At 65.4% G+C, this 14243-nt stretch carries 16 protein-coding genes; 7 read left to right on the forward strand and 9 right to left on the reverse strand.

Annotated features, from left to right (window positions below; all coding sequences use genetic code 11):
• Positions 1–44: 44 nt before the first annotated feature.
• The 3 genes from AC1RMY_RS05785 to carA all read right to left on the reverse strand — a co-directional run bounded on the left by AC1RMY_RS05785 (position 45) and on the right by carA (position 3942).
• Positions 45–1667, reverse strand: a complete 1623-nt coding sequence (locus AC1RMY_RS05785; protein WP_492862999.1) for an ABC-F family ATP-binding cassette domain-containing protein — start codon at positions 1665–1667, stop codon at positions 45–47.
• Positions 1664–2527, reverse strand: a complete 864-nt coding sequence (locus AC1RMY_RS05790; RefSeq protein WP_492863000.1) for a prephenate dehydrogenase/arogenate dehydrogenase family protein — start codon at positions 2525–2527, stop codon at positions 1664–1666. Before AC1RMY_RS05790 ends, AC1RMY_RS05785 begins: the two co-directional genes overlap by 4 nt.
• Positions 2528–2733: 206 nt before the next feature.
• The gene (gene carA, locus AC1RMY_RS05795; protein WP_492863001.1) at positions 2734–3942 is read right to left on the reverse strand and encodes a glutamine-hydrolyzing carbamoyl-phosphate synthase small subunit; all 1209 of its coding nucleotides are present in this window, start codon (positions 3940–3942) and stop codon (positions 2734–2736) included.
• Between the two features lie 174 nt (positions 3943–4116).
• Between carA and AC1RMY_RS05800 the strand changes: the two genes are divergently transcribed.
• Complete coding sequence (locus AC1RMY_RS05800) at positions 4117–4587, forward strand: GatB/YqeY domain-containing protein (protein WP_492863002.1); 471 nt, start codon at positions 4117–4119, stop codon at positions 4585–4587.
• 19 nt (positions 4588–4606) lie between these two features.
• Here the strand turns inward: AC1RMY_RS05800 and AC1RMY_RS05805 are convergent, their stop codons facing one another.
• Positions 4607–4999, reverse strand: a complete 393-nt coding sequence (locus AC1RMY_RS05805; protein ID WP_492863003.1) for a type II toxin-antitoxin system VapC family toxin — start codon at positions 4997–4999, stop codon at positions 4607–4609.
• Complete coding sequence (locus AC1RMY_RS05810; protein WP_492863004.1) at positions 4993–5268, reverse strand: type II toxin-antitoxin system VapB family antitoxin; 276 nt, start codon at positions 5266–5268, stop codon at positions 4993–4995. The genes AC1RMY_RS05805 and AC1RMY_RS05810 overlap by 7 nt, the downstream gene beginning before the upstream one ends.
• Positions 5269–5385: 117 nt before the next feature.
• Between AC1RMY_RS05810 and dnaG the strand changes: the two genes are divergently transcribed.
• From dnaG to AC1RMY_RS05825, 3 genes are all read left to right on the forward strand, one after another.
• On the forward strand, positions 5386–7290 hold the full coding sequence (gene dnaG, locus AC1RMY_RS05815) for a DNA primase (protein WP_492863005.1): 1905 nt from the start codon (positions 5386–5388) through the stop codon (positions 7288–7290).
• Between the two features lie 203 nt (positions 7291–7493).
• Positions 7494–9527, forward strand: a complete 2034-nt coding sequence (gene rpoD / locus AC1RMY_RS05820; protein WP_492863006.1) for an RNA polymerase sigma factor RpoD — start codon at positions 7494–7496, stop codon at positions 9525–9527.
• Positions 9528–9537: 10 nt separating this feature from the next.
• Positions 9538–10467, forward strand: a complete 930-nt coding sequence (locus tag AC1RMY_RS05825) for a GIY-YIG nuclease family protein (protein WP_492863007.1) — start codon at positions 9538–9540, stop codon at positions 10465–10467.
• A gap of 207 nt (positions 10468–10674) precedes the next feature.
• Here the strand turns inward: AC1RMY_RS05825 and AC1RMY_RS05830 are convergent, their stop codons facing one another.
• Positions 10675–11157, reverse strand: a complete 483-nt coding sequence (locus tag AC1RMY_RS05830) for an SRPBCC family protein (RefSeq protein ID WP_492863008.1) — start codon at positions 11155–11157, stop codon at positions 10675–10677.
• Positions 11154–11498 carry an ArsR/SmtB family transcription factor gene (locus tag AC1RMY_RS05835; protein WP_492863009.1) on the reverse strand — a complete coding sequence of 115 codons (345 nt, stop codon included), beginning with the start codon at positions 11496–11498 and terminating at the stop codon, positions 11154–11156. Before AC1RMY_RS05835 ends, AC1RMY_RS05830 begins: the two co-directional genes overlap by 4 nt.
• 140 nt (positions 11499–11638) lie before the next feature.
• Between AC1RMY_RS05835 and AC1RMY_RS05840 the strand changes: the two genes are divergently transcribed.
• Both AC1RMY_RS05840 and AC1RMY_RS05845 read left to right on the forward strand, forming a co-directional pair.
• Positions 11639–12250 (forward strand): LysE family translocator, encoded by a 612-nt coding sequence (locus tag AC1RMY_RS05840; protein WP_492863010.1) that lies wholly within the window; start codon positions 11639–11641, stop codon positions 12248–12250.
• Between the two features lie 15 nt (positions 12251–12265).
• Positions 12266–12688 carry a secondary thiamine-phosphate synthase enzyme YjbQ gene (locus tag AC1RMY_RS05845; RefSeq protein ID WP_492863566.1) on the forward strand — a complete coding sequence of 141 codons (423 nt, stop codon included), beginning with the start codon at positions 12266–12268 and terminating at the stop codon, positions 12686–12688.
• A 19-nt stretch (positions 12689–12707) separates the two neighbouring features.
• Here the strand turns inward: AC1RMY_RS05845 and AC1RMY_RS05850 are convergent, their stop codons facing one another.
• Positions 12708–13025, reverse strand: coding sequence for a hypothetical protein (locus tag AC1RMY_RS05850; RefSeq protein ID WP_492863011.1), 318 nt, complete (start codon positions 13023–13025; stop codon positions 12708–12710).
• Positions 13026–13221: 196 nt separating this feature from the next.
• Between AC1RMY_RS05850 and AC1RMY_RS05855 the strand changes: the two genes are divergently transcribed.
• Complete coding sequence (locus AC1RMY_RS05855) at positions 13222–13509, forward strand: HlyU family transcriptional regulator (RefSeq protein ID WP_492863012.1); 288 nt, start codon at positions 13222–13224, stop codon at positions 13507–13509.
• A gap of 200 nt (positions 13510–13709) precedes the next feature.
• On the opposite strand, the gene AC1RMY_RS05860 is transcribed toward AC1RMY_RS05855, so the two are convergent.
• Entirely contained in the window at positions 13710–13934 is a 225-nt protein-coding gene (locus AC1RMY_RS05860; protein ID WP_492863013.1) for a hypothetical protein, read from the reverse strand.
• Between the last annotated feature and the right edge of the window lie 309 nt (positions 13935–14243).

Genomic DNA, 14243 nt, shown 5'->3' on the forward strand with positions numbered 1-14243 from the left:
AGGCCTTCGGCCTGCCCCGGAAAGACGGCGAGGTTCCGCAGACGCTAGCTCCGCAGACCCGGCGCTTCCTGGCCCGTGCGGGCGACATATTCCGTGTAGCCGCCGCCATAGGCATGGACGCCCTCGGGCGTCAGCTCCAGCGTGCGGTTCGACAGAGCCGCCAGGAAATGGCGGTCATGGCTGACGAAGAGCATCGTGCCCTCGTATTGCGCGAGCGCATTGATCAGCATCTCCTTGGTGGCGATGTCGAGATGGTTGGTCGGCTCGTCCAGCACGAGGAAGTTCGGCGGATCATAGAGCATTGTCGCCATGACGAGGCGAGCCTTCTCGCCGCCGGAGAGGACACGGCAGCGCTTCTCTACATCGTCGCCGGAGAAGCCGAAGCAGCCGGCGAGTGCACGCAGCGAGCCCTGGCCGGCTTGCGGGAAGCGGTCTTCCAGCGCCTGGAAGACGGTGCGGTCGCCGTCGAGCACCTCCATGGCGTGCTGGGCAAAGTAGCCGAGCTTGATGCTGCCGCCGAGAGCGACGGTGCCGTCGTCGGGTTCGGTCGTTCCGGTGACGAGCTTGAGCAGCGTCGACTTGCCGGCGCCGTTGATGCCCATGACGCACCAGCGTTCCTTGCGGCGGACCTGGAAATCCAGCCCCTCATAGATCGAGCGGCTGCCATAGCGCTTGTACACGCCCTTGAGCGTGACGACGTCCTCGCCGGAGCGCGGCGCGGGCGGGAAATCGAAGGCGATGGTCTGGCGACGTTTGGGCGGCTCGACCTTCTCGATCTTATCGAGCTTCTTCACCCGGCTCTGCACTTGCGCGGCGTGGGAGGCGCGCGCCTTGAAGCGCTCGATGAAGGCGATCTCCTTGGCGAGCATCGCCTGCTGGCGCTCGAACTGTGCCTGCTGCTGTTTCTCGGAGAGAGCGCGCTGCTGCTGGTAGAACTCGTAATTGCCGGAATAGCTGGTCAGCGCGCCGGCATCGATCTCGACGATCTTGCCGACGATCCGGTTCATGAACTCGCGGTCATGCGAAGTCATCAGCAGGGCGCCGTCATAGCCCTTGAGGAAGGATTCCAGCCAGATCAGGCTCTCGAGGTCGAGATGGTTCGAGGGCTCGTCGAGCAGCATGGCGTCGGGGCGCATCAGCAGGATGCGGGCGAGCGCGACGCGCATCTTCCAGCCGCCGGACAGCGCGCCGACATCGCCGTCCATCATCTCCGCGCTGAAGCCGAGACCGGCCAGGACCTCGCGGGCGCGCCCGTCGAGCGCATAGCCGTCGAGCTCCTCGAAGCGGCCCTGGACCTCGCCGTAACGCGCGATGATCTCGTCCATGTCGTCGGCGCGGTCGGGGTCGCCCATCGCGGCTTCCAGCTCGCGCAGTTCGGCGGCGACGCTGCTGACCGGACCGGCGCCATCCATCACGGCCGAGACCGCGCTGACGCCCGCCATGTCGCCGACATCCTGGCTGAAATAGCCTATGGTGACGCCGCGATCGACCTGGACCTGGCCCTCGTCGGGCTGCTCCTCGCCGGTGATCATGCGGAACAGCGTTGTCTTGCCGGCGCCGTTAGGGCCGACGAGGCCGACCTTCTCGCCGCGCTGGATCGCGGCCGAGGCTTCGATGAAGACAATCTGCTGGCCGTTCTGCTTGCCGATATTTTCGAGACGGATCATGGTTCTGCGCGGGCTTCCTGCGTGATGCTGCGCTGCAATAGGGCAGGAATGCCCGGCGTGGAAGGGCTGGCAGCGCCGGCTGCGGCAGCGGGCCGCGGCCCGTCATGCGCCGAATCCAGTGCAACCGTGATCTCGCGGGCATGGGCGAAGAAGCGCTCGCGTACCGCCCGTGCATGGGGATTGGCGCGCTCGATGGCGTGGAAGACGGACGGTGCGTCGTGGCGGACCATCTCGGTCGCCTGCATCAGCAATTCGAAGCTGCGGGTCGTCATCCGGCGCGGCAGGGGCCCCATGCCGACGAGGATCTTGGCGACGAGATGGGTCAGGCCCTGGACCATCGCCATGTCGCGGTCATGCGCGTCCGGCGTCGTCAGGATGACGTCGAGCTTCAGACGACTGCGCAGGAAGGCCGCGATCCGCCCGGCGCTGCTGCTTCTGATCGGGCAGAGCGCGAGCTTCAGTCCGGCGATGCCGTTGCGGGCGCTCTGCGGCCCGAACAGCGGATGGGTTCCGATGATCTCGACGTGATCGGACAGACCGGCGAGCAGCTGGCGGGCGGGCTCGATCTTCACCGAGCCGACATCGAGTACGATCGTACCGGCGCGCAGATGCGGTGCGAGCCTTGCGATAGCGCCGCTCATCGCGTCGACCGGCACGGCCAGGATGACGATGTCGCAGGCTGCAACCTCGGCGATGCCGCCCGGCACGCGGCCGCGGCCGGCAGGGTCGGGCAATACGGGGTGCTGCGGATCGAACACCACCAGCGGCAGATGCGGCTGGAGATGGCGCGCCATCAGCTTGCCGAAGGCACCGAAGCCTATCAGCCCTATGGAATGGAAGGATTTCCTGGTGGTCGGCATCGTCTGGTTCCCTGAGAGGGCCGCGATGCCGGGTGACTGCCTGAATTCAACCGCCAGCGCGGCGGTTGAAGCATGAGAATGCGACCCGCCTTATGAAGACGGGGCGTAATAGTTCCGGGCGAGGCAGGTAGCCGGGTTCATGGGGTGCTTCAAGCGCAGGTAGGGAGCGCTGTCAATGCGGCAGCGCCAGAACGAGGCTGCTTGGCTCAAGCGGCCTTCGCCGCCTTCTCCTTGTCCATCAACTCGACGAAGCGCTTGAAGAGATAATGGCTGTCCTGCGGGCCGGGCGAGGCCTCGGGGTGGTGCTGCACGCTGAAGGCCGGGCGGTCGGTGAGCGCGATGCCACTGTTGCTGCCATCGAAGAGCGAGACATGGGTCTCGACCGCATGCGCCGGCAGCGATGCCGGATCGACCGCGAAGCCGTGGTTCATCGAGACGATCTCGACCTTGCCGGTGGTCTTGTCCTGGACCGGATGATTGGCGCCGTGATGGCCCTGCTTCATCTTCATGGTCTGGCCGCCGATGGCGAGCGCCATCATCTGATGGCCGAGACAGATGCCGAAGGTCGGGACCTTCCTGTCGAGCAGTTCCTTGATGACCGGCACGGCGTATTCGCCGGTCGCGGCTGGGTCGCCCGGGCCGTTGGACAGAAAGATGCCGTCGGGCTTCAGCGCCATGATGTCGTCGGCGCTGGCGGTCGAGGGCACGACGGTGACGTCGCAGCCGGCCTTGGCAAGCAGGCGCAGGATGTTGCGCTTCACGCCGTAGTCGATGGCGACGACCTTGTGGACGACACTCTCGCGCTTGCCGTAACCGACCGGCCACTGCCAGGGCGTCTCGGCCCAGTCGTAGCGCTGGGCCGAGGTGACCAGCGGCACGAGGTCGAGGCCCGCCATGTCCGGCAGTTCCGCCGCCAGCTTCTTCAGCCGTGCGATGTCGAAGACGCCGTCCGGCGAGTGCGCCAGGATCGCGTTCGGCATGCCGTTGTCGCGGATCAGCGCGGTCAGCGCGCGGGTGTCGACACCGCAGATGCCGACGATGTTGCGCGCCTTCAGCCAGGCGTCGAAATGACGGTTCGCGCGCCAGTTCGAGGGTTCGGTGATGGCGGCGTGGAGGACGACGCCGCGCACGCCGGAGGAGGAGGCGGCGTTGACCGTCTCGGTGTCCTCCTCGTTCACGCCGACATTGCCGACATGGGGGAAGGTGAAGGTGATGATCTGCCCGGCATAGGACGGGTCGGTCAGGATTTCCTGATAGCCCGTCATCGCCGTATTGAAGCAGACCTCGCCGGGCGCCTCGCCGGTCGCGCCCAGGCCGAAGCCCTCCAGCACCGTGCCGTCGGCCAGCACCAGGAGCGCGGTCGCGCGCGGTTCGCTCCAGCCGGCCTCGGCGGGGTTTCCTTCGTGTGCGGTCATGTCTATGTCTCGGTCCAGGCCGCGCTAGCTGCGGCAATGCATGGGCGGCAGCGGATTTCGCTCGCCGTCGTCTGGAGCGCGAGCCTTAAAGACGCGCTTCCATGCCGTCAATCGATGTGGGCGCAGAGTCTTGGGAGGAATCCTTGGGACGATGCCCCGCGACACAAGAAGGGAATGCCCACAATGACCAGCCTGCGCGAGCGCTTCATGCCCGATATGAAGGAGGCGATGAAGGCCGGCCAGAAGGAGAAGGTCGCCGCGATCCGCCTGATCATCGCCGCGCTGAAGGAGAAGGACATCGAGGCGCGCGGCGCCGGCAAGGGCGAGGCTACGACGGAGGAAGTCCTCGCCTTGCTCCAGAAGATGATCAAGCAGCGCCAGGAATCGATCACGATCTACGAGGCCAATGGCCGCCCCGAACTCGCCGCAGGCGAAAAGACCGAGGTCGAGGTGATCTCGTCCTACCTGCCGAAGCAGATGTCCGACGACGAGGTGAAGGCCGCGATCGCTGCCGCCGTCACCGAAAGCGGCGCGGCTTCGGTCAAGGACATGGGCAAGGTCATCGCGATCCTGCGCGCCAACTACGCCGGCCAGATGGATTTCGGGAAGGCGAGCGGGCTGGTGAAGGCTGCGCTGGCGGGGTGATGCGATGGATCGGGCGGGCTTAGGCCCGCTCGATATCCGTCTGTGAGAAGTCCTCGCCCTTGTAGAGCAGCGGCCAGCCGCGGGCTTTCGCCAACGCATAGGCGGCGCAGTCGCCCATATTAAGCTTTGCGGGATGGCGGCCCCTGCCGAAGCGGCCGTAGGCCTCGAAGGCGAGATCGCAGAGGGCTTCGTCGAAGGAGACGATGTCGACTTGCCAACGGGCGATAAGCTCAGCGAGATGCGCAGCCGGCACACCACGGCCGAGTTCGAGCACCACGCGCGCTTCCAAAAGGTTGGTTGCTGACAGGCATCTCTCGGAGGCTGCGGCGATGCGGCCGAGGATGTCTGGCGCGTCCACTTCACCGGTCAAGATCGCGACGAGGGCCGAGCTGTCGAGCACGATCTTCACCACATTCCGTTCTCGTCATAACCGATGATGTCGTCCATTTCCTGCTTGGTCATCGGCTTCTCGGCCGGCTTGATACTGTGCCGCTCGTAGAACTCGGCCAGCCAGCGGTGGCTCTCCGCCACGCGGCGCGCCTTCTCGTCCTCTGACAATTCATCCTTGTCCAACTCGGTCCTGACGGCCTGGCGCACGGCTGCGGTCAAGCTGAGGCCACGGCGACGTGCGAGCAGGCGCACGGCCTCCTCGGTTTCGCGATCCTTGATGTTGAGCGCCATGGCCTTCTTCCTTTTGCGCAATTTTCTTTATCACGCTGCTGTGGATAGCGCCAACAACCCGGCCTCTCGCGATATCCGCGATTGGCTTTGGGCCCGCCCGCGCCCACATAGAAGACAATGAAGTTCCCACCCTCCATCCTTGAGGAGATCAAGGCGCGGTTGCCGGTCTCGGCGGTCGTGGGCAAGCGCGTGCGCCTCGCCAAGGCCGGGCGCGAATGGAAGGGGCTTTCGCCCTTCAACGCCGAGAAGACGCCTTCCTTCTTCGTCAACGACCAGAAGGGCTCGTTCTTCGATTTCTCATCGGGCAAGAACGGCGACATCTTCAAATTCGTGATGGAGACGGAGGGGCTGTCCTTCCCCGAGGCCGTCGAGAAGCTCGCTTCCGAGGCCGGCGTCACGCTGCCGAGGATCACGCATGAGGCGCAGGTCCAGGAGGAGCGGCGCAAGGGGCTGCACGAGGTGGTGGAGCTGGCGGCCCGCTTCTTCGAGGCTGAGCTGATGGGCGAGCGCGGCGGCTCGGCGCGGCGCTATCTCGCCTCGCGCGGGCTCGACGGCGAGGCGCGGACGCGCTTCCGGCTGGGCTATGGCCCGGCCGACCGCTTTGCGTTGCGCGACCATCTCGCGGGCAAGGGCGTCGGGGCCGAACTGATGATGGAGGCGGGGCTGCTGGTGCATGGCGAGGAGATCGCCGTGCCTTACGACCGCTTCCGCGACCGCATCATGTTCCCGATCCATGATTCGCGCGGGCGGCCGATCGCGTTCGGCGGGCGGGCGATGAGCGCCGAGGTCTCGGCCAAATACCTGAACTCGCCGGAGACGCCGCTCTTCCATAAGGGCTCGCTGCTGTTCAACCACCATAATGCCCGCAAGGCCGCGCACGACACCGGGCAGGCGATCGTCGTCGAGGGCTATGTCGACGTCATCGCCATGTCGCTGGCGGGCTTTCCGCAGACGGTGGCGCCGCTCGGCACGGCGCTGACCGAGGACCAGTTGACGCTGCTCTGGCGCATGGCCGACGAGCCGGTGATCTGCCTCGACGGCGACAAGGCCGGTCGCAAGGCGGCGAGCCGCGCGATCGACATCGCCCTCCCGCTGCTGGAGCCCGGCAAGTCGCTCTCCTTCGCGCTGCTGCCGGACGGGCAGGACCCCGACGATCTGGCGCGGTCCGGTGGCAAGGCCGCAATCGCGGAGGTGCTGGGCGCGGCGCGTCCGCTGGTCGACATGCTGTGGACGCGCGAGGTCGAGGCCGGTCCGCTCGATACGCCGGAGCGCCGCGCCGCCTTCGAGCGCCGGCTGAAGGAGCCGCTCGGCCAGATCCGCGACGAGACGACCCGCAGGCATTATCGCCATGAGATCGACCAGCGGCTGGCCCAGCTCTTCACCAGCGCCGCCCCGGCCCGTGCCGAGCGTGGCCGCGACAGCGCTTTCGCACGCGGACATGGGCAGGGCAGTGGCGGTGGCCGCGGCGGCTTCCGGCAGAACATCCCGCCCTGGGCGGTGGGGCCGTTGAAGGCGTCGAGCCAACTCGCCCGCAGCCGGATTCTGGCGCGGGGGCGCGGCGAGGATGTGCGCGAGGCCTTCATTCTGCTGGCGCTCGCCAGCCACCCCGGCCTGATCCTGCGCTGTGCCGACGAGATCGCTGAGCTCTCGCTCGACGGCGCTGCGGCCGAGCGCTTCCGGCAGGCGCTACTCGATGCGGCGGATGAGGGCGTTCTCGACCAGGAAGCGCTGGCAAGCCGGCTGGAACAGCCGCGCGTTCGCGAGGCGCAGGGGCATCTGATGGCGGTCACCGGGCCGGCCGAGCGCCTGAAACTCGCGCAAGCGGCTGATCCTGAATCGGTTTTCGACTCAATTCGGCAGGCTATTGTCTTGCATCATCGCGCGCGGACGCTACATAGCGAGTTGAAGGCAGCCGAGCGCGCATTGGCTGACGAAGCGACCGAAGCCAATTTCGCCTGGATCAAGGACGTCAAGGCTCGCCTCGAGACGATCGAGGGGACAGAGGCAATGTCCGGTGATTGAAGGCAGAGTGCCCGGTGCTCCGCGTCTTGGCATGCGCGCCGGTTTGAGGATGGTTTACGGTTCATCAACGATGAGCGGTGCCATCTGCCGAACGTGAATTGGGTGGGGTGAGCGCGCCGGGCCTGCGGCCGCGCCGCCCTTTTATGCGTCTGCGTATGGCTTCTTTCGAGCCGTGGCAGCGCGAGAGTGCGGAGCGCTGATTGATGGCGACGAAAGTGAGCGAACGGGACAAGACCGATCAGGTCGCGCCGGAAGCCCCCCCGACCTCCGATGGACCGTTGCTCGATCTGACCGATCAGGCCGTAAGGCGCATGATCAAGCTCGCGAAGAAGCGCGGCTACGTCACCTATGACGAACTGAACGAGGTCCTGCCGTCGGAGGAATTCACCTCCGAGCAGATCGAGGACGTGCTCGGCCAGCTCAGCGAGCAGGGCATCAACGTCGTCGACAACGAGGACCCGGAAGCCTCCGGCGAGGAGCGCGCGGCGGCGCGCACCGGCACCAATGGCGCCGACGAGGAAGAGGCCGAGGGCGGCGATCTCGTCGATGCCTCGCGCTCGGCCCTGCCCGTCGAGGTCAAGCGCAATCTCGAGCCGACCGAGCGCACCGACGATCCCGTGCGCATGTATCTGCGGGAGATGGGCTCGGTCGAACTGCTCTCGCGCGAGGGCGAAATCGCGATCGCCAAGCGCATCGAGGCCGGCCGCGAGGCGATGATAGCGGGTCTCTGCGAGAGCCCGCTGACCTTCCAGGCGATCATCATCTGGCGCGACGAGCTCAACGAAGCCAAGGTCCTGCTGCGCGACATCATCGATCTCGAAGCGACCTATGCCGGCCCGGACGGCAAGAACCCGACGCAATTGCCGGGTGAGGGCGGCGAAGGCGGAGAGCCGGCGGAAGGCGCTGCCGAGGGCGAGACGCCCGAAGGCGAGCTGCCGCCCGATCTCGACGACGACGACATCGAGAACAACGTGTCGCTCTCGGCCATGGAGGCCGAACTCAAGCCGCGCGTTCTCGAAACCTTCGACTCGATCGCCTCGAACTACACCAAGCTGCGCCGCCTGCAGGACCAGGACATCGCCAACCGGCTGGAGAACACCAAGCTCTCGCCGTCGCAGGACCGCAAATACAAGAAGCTCAAGGACGACATCATCACCGCGGTGAAGTCGCTCTCGCTGAACAACAATCGCATCGAGGCGCTGGTCGAGCAGCTCTACGACATCAACAAGCGCCTGATCGGGCACGAGACGCGCCTGCTGCGCCTCGCCGAGAGCTATGGCGTCGGCCGCGAGGACTTCCTCAAGCAGCATGTCGGCGGCGAGCTCGATCCGAAATGGGTCCTGCGCGTCTCCAAGCTCGGCTCGCGCGGCTGGAAGGACTTCGTCGCGGCGGAGTTGGAGCGGATCAAGGGCCTGCGTGACGAGATCCATACGCTGGCGACCGAAACCGGCCTGGAAATCCAGGAGTTCCGCAAGATCGTGCTGATGGTCCAGAAGGGCGAGCGCGAGGCGCGGCAGGCGAAGAAGGAGATGATCGAGGCCAACTTACGCCTCGTGATCTCGATCGCCAAGAAGTACACGAACCGCGGCCTGCAGTTCCTCGACCTGATCCAGGAAGGGAACATCGGCCTGATGAAGGCGGTCGACAAGTTCGAGTATCGCCGGGGTTATAAGTTCTCGACCTACGCGACCTGGTGGATCCGGCAGGCTATCACCCGCTCGATCGCCGACCAGGCCCGCACGATCCGCATTCCGGTCCACATGATCGAGACGATCAACAAGATCGTGCGGACCTCGCGCCAGATGCTGCACGAGATCGGCCGCGAGCCGACCCCGGAGGAACTGGCCGAGAAGCTCGCCATGCCGCTGGAGAAGGTGCGCAAGGTCCTGAAGATCGCCAAGGAGCCGATCTCGCTGGAAACGCCGATCGGCGACGAGGAAGACAGCCATCTCGGCGACTTCATCGAGGACAAGAACGCGATCCTGCCGATCGACGCGGCTATTCAGTCGAATCTGCGTGAGACCACCACCAGGGTGCTGGCCTCGCTCACCCCGCGTGAGGAGCGCGTGCTGCGCATGCGCTTCGGCATCGGCATGAACACCGACCACACCCTCGAAGAGGTCGGCCAGCAGTTCAGCGTCACCCGCGAGCGCATCCGCCAGATCGAGGCGAAGGCGCTGAGGAAGCTGAAGCATCCGAGCCGGTCGCGGAAGCTCAGGAGCTTCCTGGATAACTGAGGGGGACACTGTGCTCGATACGCCAGAGGTTTTCGGGCGCAGTATACAGCTCTTTTTGGTCGACGGTTCACCGAATGGATTGATGATTGCTTCAATCCATGGGTGGACGGGCTCAATCCTGTTATCGAACCAATCGACTTTCGGGCGTTTGCTAGCGCGCCCGGAGGTCGATCGCACCGGCATCTACATCCTCTACGGCCCGGATCCGGAAAACCCGTTGAAGATGCGGAGCTATATCGGCGAGGCCGATAGCGTCAGAGAACGCATCGCACAGAGCGCCGGAGCGCGCGCCTTCTGGGAGCACGCGGTTGTTGTTACGACTTCTGACGAGGCGCTGACCAAGGGACATGTTCGCTATCTCGAAGCGAGGCTGATCGAGATGGCCAAGGCGGCAGGCCGCGTCCAACTGGACAATGGTCAGGCACCGGATGCGGAACGGCGACGTCTTCCTGAGGCAGATCGCGCCAACATGGAGGCATTTCTTGCCAACCTTCGGGTCATTTTGCCCACGTTAGGGCTAGATTTGCTGAAGCCGCGGCCTCAAATCAGCAGCAGCGTTGCCGATATCGGTGCTTCAGATGTCCCAAGCCCGACGGTTGTTTTCGAGATCAGCCATAGGAGCGGTGTAAAGGCGTCGGCGATCGAAGTCGATGACGAGTTTATTGTACGTAAGGGCTCGGAAGCCCGAAAAGATACGCAGAATGTGGGTCGCGGTTATCAAGGCTTGAAGGACGAGTTGATCCTCCAAGGCGTCCTTGCAAGCGTCCCCGATGGCAGGAAGTTCGTATTTACTCGCGACTATGGTTTCTCAAGCCCGTCCGCTGCAGCAGCGGTCGTTCTTGACCGCAACGCCAATGGACGCATCGAGTGGAAGACGACCGACGGCCATTGGACTTATCATCAATGGCAAGAGCGTCGCGCCGGAGTGGATGCCGAATGATGTTTCGGTGCCAGCGAGAGTTCACGTTCGCCGGCACCACCTCCAGGTTTCAGCTTGGCACCGAAATGCCCCGTCATCCCGGACAAGCGGCGCAGCCGTGCCGATCCGGGATCCATTCCGGAACGGTTCAGGCATGGATCCCGGATCTCCGCTTCGCTGCGTCCGGGATGACGATGCGGTGGCAATGTTTTTGTTAGGGGGGCTGCCTCAGAGCCCCTTCGCCAACGCCACCAACTGGTCCAGCGCCGTGCTCCAGCCCTGGTGGAAGCCCATCTCCTCGTGCTGCTTTCGGGTGGCGTCATCCTTGTGGAAGGCGCGCGCGATGTAGCGCGTTCCTGTGCCCTGCGGCTGGAACTCGACGGCCGCGGTCATGAAGGCCGAGCCGGTCGGGCGCCAGCCGGCGCCGAGCGCATCCGTGGTGACCAAAAGCCTTTCCGGCACCACGGCGAGGAAGCAGCCCATGTTGTCGTGGCGCTCGCCATTGGGACCTTCCATCACCGTACGGAACTTTCCGCCGGGCCTGAGGTCGATCTCGCACTCCGTTGTCTTCCATGGCAGCGGGCAGAACCACTGCATCAGCAATTTGGGCTCGGTCCAGGCGCGCCAGAGCAGGCGTGGCGAGACATCGACGACGCGGTCGAGTTCGAGGTCGAGTGCTGGGTCGAAGTTGAAGGCCGGCAGGTCGGTCATGAGGCGTCTTCCTGGTTCTTGAGTTGGAGAACGAAGGCGTCGAGCTGGTCGAGGCGCCTGGTCCAGAGCGAGCGCTGCGCCTCCAGCCAATGCTCGGCGGCGGCGAGCGGTTCCGTCCGCAAGGTGCAGGTGCGCACCCGGCCGGTCTTGGCCGTGGTGACGAGCCCCGAATCCTCCAGAACCTTGAGGTGCTGCAGGAAGCTCGGCAGGGCCATCTCGAAGGGCCTGGCCAACTCGCTGACCGAGGCCGGCCCGCGACCGAGTGCCTGCACCACGGCGCGGCGCGTCGGATCGGCCAAAGCGCGGAAGGTCTCGTCGAGGGCGGGCTGGGTTGCGAGCATGGGACCAACAAACAGGAAAAAATTAGTTAGGTCAATACCTAAGTGTTTGATCGCATCCACCACCGGGTTTGATGTGGCCGGGCCTTGATCTCGCCGTTGGCTTGAGCCCTTCTGGGGGCCTGACCGCGCGGAGGCCGACCATGTCCCCGGAATTCCTGCTGACCTCGCTCATCGTTGTGGCCTCGCCCGGCACCGGCGCGCTCTACACTATCGCAGCCGGCCTCACGCGCGGCTCGCGGGCGAGCGTGCTTGCGGCCTTGGCCTGCACGCTCGGGATCGTGCCGCATCTGCTCGCCGCCATGCTGGGGCTCGCGGCGCTGCTGCATGCGAGCGCGCTCGCCTTCGCGATCGTGAAATATGCCGGTGTGGCCTATCTGCTGTTCATGGCCTGGCAGACGCTGCAGGAGCATGGCGCGCTGAAGGTCGAGGCCAAGGCGGATCGGCGTTCGGCCTGGCGCGTGCTGCGCGACGGCGTCGCGATCAATGTGCTCAACCCGAAGCTCTCGATCTTCTTCGTCGCCTTCCTGCCGCAGTTCATCGCGGCGGGAGAGGAGTCGCCGCTGGCCCGGATGCTGGAGCTTTCAGCCGTCTTCATGGCGATGACCTTGATCGTCTTCGCTCTTTACGGACTGTTCGCGGCGGCGATGCGCGACAAGGTGGTGAGCCGTCCGCTGGTGATGGCCTGGCTGCGCCGGGGTTTCGCGGCGGCTTTCGTCGCGCTGGGGGCGAAGCTCGCGGCGACCGAGCGGTAGAGCGCGGGCGGCGTGATCAACCAGGCCGTCCTGTCGATCGAGACGAAGGGTCCCGGGCTCTACGAGTTCACGCGGGAGGTCCAAGGCTTCGTCGCGAGGGCCGGCATCGCGGCCGGGCTGCTGACGCTGTTCGTGCGCCACACCTCCTGCTCGCTGCTGATCCAAGAGAATGCCGATCCGGATGTGCGCCGCGATCTCGACGCCTTTTTCCGCAGGCTCGTGCCGGACGCGGATGATCCGGCGATGGCCTATCTCGTCCACCGCGACGAGGGACCCGACGATATGCCGGCCCATATCAAGGCGGCACTGACGCCGGTGTCGCTATCGGTGCCGGTGATGGAGAGGCGCCTCGTGCTCGGCACCTGGCAGGGCATCTACCTCTTCGAGCACCGGGCGAGGCCGCATCGGCGCGAGGTCGTGCTGCATCTGGCCGGTTGAGCCGCGCCATCGTCCGGATTCAACGCCCCGCGAAGATGTCGGGCGCCGGCATCGGCTCCCAGGCCTGGCCCGAAGCGACGAAGCAGCTCAGGCCTTGCGGCGTGGTCGCGAAGACGGTCCAGGAGCCCCTCGGGCTGGCGAAGAGTTCGAGGACGAAACCGCCATCGGCGAGGCCGCTGCCGATCAGCCTCTCGCCAAAGACCATGTTCAGTTGCGCGATCACTTGCGTGCGATTGGTGCAGGGCGGGCCACGCGGCGCCTGACTCTGCACGGCGCAGGACCACCCGACCGCGATCAGTGCCAGCCATGCCATCGAAAGAAGCTTGATGAGTCTCATGACGACCTCCCTGTCGAGGGCGGCCGCGAGAGGCGAACATGGCGTCGAGGGGCCGTGCGGTCGCCCTGGACAGATTGAATCTGGGGATTTGGCGGACTTCTTTCAAGCCGGGCGCCGGGTAGGAGGCAAGCCGGAAGCCGGCTCCCCTTGGCGGCGATCCTGGCCTATAAGAAGGCATCGTGACTTCGGAGGTTCCATGTCGTTCCTGAAGACCCTGTTCGGCGGCCGCAAGGCGGCGGAGGACAAGCCGGCCGGCCCCCAGAAGAGCATCGAGCACAATGGCTTCACCATCCATGCGACGCCCTATCAGGAGGGCGGCCAGTGGCAGCTTTGCGGTGTCGTGGAGAAGACGATCGATGGCGAACTGAAGAGCCACCGCTTCGTCCGGGCCGACCGCTTCCCCGGCGTAGCCGAGGCGACCGACTTCACCCTGGTCAAGGGCCAGCAGCTGGTCGACCAGCAGGGCGAGAGCATCTTCCGCTAGGATCTGCAATCAATTGACGCGAGGCGTCTGGTTTGGTTCACGTTTCGTGGGGGGCTTGGATCATGGCGGACAGTTTTGGCTGAGCGATGCGCAATGGACGGCGGCTCCGGAGGCTCGCTGCGGCTGCCGTTCGTGCGGCTGCAGGCCGGCCTCGAGACCGTCGATGCCCCCTTTTGAGGGGGCATCGGTAGGCTTCTCAATCAACCCTGCTGACGGCTAAGTTCCTTGTCGGCCTGAGCTGCGGCGCTTCCATGCTGTTGCGCCTTTGCCTCGCAGCTCTGGGCCATTTGAGCTTGCTCAGCACCCCTTTTGGCATCGCCGCTCTCAAACATCCGAGCAGCCTCACGATGACACTGGGCTGCTTTTTCAAGCTGCTCTGCCGCCGCGATGTGGTCACGCGCACCTTTATAGGTTGAGCTTGCCATTGTCGGAGCCTCCGGTTCTGCCCCCAGCAAGGAAAAGCTTGGTCCCGTTCCAAGGCCAAAGTGCGGCGTTTCATGAGGCGGCCGTTGCGGGTTGCCGTCATGGAGGGAGCGCCGGCCTCGTTCGCCCCAGGCAAGCGCTGCACGCCGGCGGAACCGGAAGAGAACCGCGCGCGGGGTCGGAAGACGGCCCGTCAGTGCCGCTGCGACATCGACACTTCGACACTCGACATCGGCACGCGGCAAGGACCGCGCCTTCAGGCCTCGCGTCCCCTTTCCGCGCATTCTCATGCAGGATACGCCCATTGCAGA

This window comes from Allobosea sp. GW822-FHT03F07 (assembly GCF_058801345.1).

Coding starts and splice junctions, on each gene's coding strand:
- AC1RMY_RS05855 (WP_492863012.1), top strand. CDS start 13,222: ATGTCGTTCCTGAAGACCCTGTTCGGCGGCCGCAAGGCGGCGGAGGAC.
- rpoD (WP_492863006.1), top strand. CDS start 7,494: ATGGCGACGAAAGTGAGCGAACGGGACAAGACCGATCAGGTCGCGCCG.
- AC1RMY_RS05840 (WP_492863010.1), top strand. CDS start 11,639: ATGTCCCCGGAATTCCTGCTGACCTCGCTCATCGTTGTGGCCTCGCCC.
- dnaG (WP_492863005.1), top strand. CDS start 5,386: ATGAAGTTCCCACCCTCCATCCTTGAGGAGATCAAGGCGCGGTTGCCG.
- AC1RMY_RS05860 (WP_492863013.1), bottom strand. CDS start 13,934: ATGGCAAGCTCAACCTATAAAGGTGCGCGTGACCACATCGCGGCGGCA.
- AC1RMY_RS05835 (WP_492863009.1), bottom strand. CDS start 11,498: ATGCTCGCAACCCAGCCCGCCCTCGACGAGACCTTCCGCGCTTTGGCC.
- AC1RMY_RS05830 (WP_492863008.1), bottom strand. CDS start 11,157: ATGACCGACCTGCCGGCCTTCAACTTCGACCCAGCACTCGACCTCGAA.
- AC1RMY_RS05850 (WP_492863011.1), bottom strand. CDS start 13,025: ATGAGACTCATCAAGCTTCTTTCGATGGCATGGCTGGCACTGATCGCG.
- carA (WP_492863001.1), bottom strand. CDS start 3,942: ATGACCGCACACGAAGGAAACCCCGCCGAGGCCGGCTGGAGCGAACCG.
- AC1RMY_RS05785 (WP_492862999.1), bottom strand. CDS start 1,667: ATGATCCGTCTCGAAAATATCGGCAAGCAGAACGGCCAGCAGATTGTC.
- AC1RMY_RS05810 (WP_492863004.1), bottom strand. CDS start 5,268: ATGGCGCTCAACATCAAGGATCGCGAAACCGAGGAGGCCGTGCGCCTG.
- AC1RMY_RS05800 (WP_492863002.1), top strand. CDS start 4,117: ATGCCCACAATGACCAGCCTGCGCGAGCGCTTCATGCCCGATATGAAG.
- AC1RMY_RS05790 (WP_492863000.1), bottom strand. CDS start 2,527: ATGCCGACCACCAGGAAATCCTTCCATTCCATAGGGCTGATAGGCTTC.